A 1,436-nucleotide genomic window follows, 5' to 3' on the forward strand; every position below is an offset into this window, starting at 1 on the left:
TAGTAGGACTCCGTTAGGTTGCTCTGGTTCTTGTGTTCTGGCTGGTGGTGGATGTTCTGGGCAGGGGGCGGTGGCAGGTGGTGCAGGTGCCGGTCCAGCAGTTCAGCAGGTCTTGGAGGGTGTCGAGGATCTGGTAGAGGGTGAGTCCGCTGTATCGGCTTTTGGGGCCAGGCGCTGTTCGGTGAGGTATGCGTGGGCGGCGGTGGCCAGGGTGACGTGGTGGTGCCAGCCCCTCCAGGAGCGGCCCTCGAAGTGGTCCAGGCCGAGGCCGTGTTTGAGTTCGCGGTAGTCGTGCTCGATGCGCCAGCGGATCTTCGCGAGGCGGACCAGTTCGGCCGGCGGGGTGTCTGCGGGCAGGTTGGACAGCCAGTAGTCGGTGGGTGCCTCGGCGCCGGTCGGCCATTCGACCAGCAGTGTGACCTCGGGCAGGACGCCGTCCCAGTAGCCCTCCTGCGCGGTGGCGGCGGCCTGGGCGAGGCGGCGGGATTTGATCCCGGCCGGCCGCACCCGCAGCGTCAGGAAGCGTGAGCGCATCGGTCCGCGGGAGCCTTCCCGCCAGGTCACCTCGGTGAAGGCCTGCCGACCGCGGGCCGCCGCGAGCGCGGCCACCGGGGACGGCTTGTCGCGGTAGCGGGGCTGCGGCTTGCGGCCGTTGCCCGACCACGCGGGGGCCGTGGGCAGCGCATCATGCGGGTGGACGGTCACGTCCGAGCGGATGGCCACCACATATCCGATGCCCCGACGCTTAAGCCCGTCGCGGAAGCCGGCGTTCTGCCCGTAGCCGGCGTCGCCCACCACCGTCGGCGGGACCATCCCCCATCCGGCCAGTTCGTCGATGGTGTCCAGGGCCAGGCGCCACTTCTCCCGGTGCCCGATCTCGTCGGGGATCCCGGTTTTGTGCCGCCGTACCGGATCGTCCGCCCACTCCTTCGGCACGAACAGGCGCCACTGCAGCGGGCAGGAGGCGATGTCGGAGACCGCGTGCACGCTCACCGCGACCTGGCAGTTGGCCTGCTTGCCCAAGGCTCCGCAGTACTGGTGGGCGACAGCCACCGACATCTTCCCGTCCTTGGGGAACGACACGTCGTCGACCACCCAGGCGTCCGGGCCGACCCGGGGCACCATCCGCTCCGCGATCCGCCGCCGCACCGGCAGCGGATCCCACGTCGACTGGTTCACGAACTGCTGCAAATTCTGCTCGTTGCCGTCCGGCAGCCGCTCCGCCATCGGCTGGATCGACTTGCGCCGCCCGTCCAGCATCAGCCCCCGCAGATAGCAGTCGCTCTTGGCCCGCTGGTCCTTGCGCGGCACCGAGGCGAACACGTCAGCCACGAATAACGCCAACTTCGCCCGAGCACGGTTCACTTCATGTGCGTCCACACCTTCAGCGTTCCCCTGAACAGGACCGGCAGACAGACGTAACGGAGTCCTACTAG

The 1,436-nt window shown here is 68.9% G+C and carries 1 protein-coding gene; it reads right to left on the bottom strand.

Translation table 11 applies throughout. The annotated features are described in order from the left end of the window. Positions 1–102 precede the first annotated feature (102 nt). Entirely contained in the window at positions 103–1,380 is a 1,278-nt protein-coding gene (locus AC5P09_RS51800; protein WP_493880607.1) for an IS701 family transposase, read from the bottom strand. Positions 1,381–1,436 lie beyond the last annotated feature (56 nt).

Source organism: Streptomyces sp. a15 (assembly GCF_059026085.1).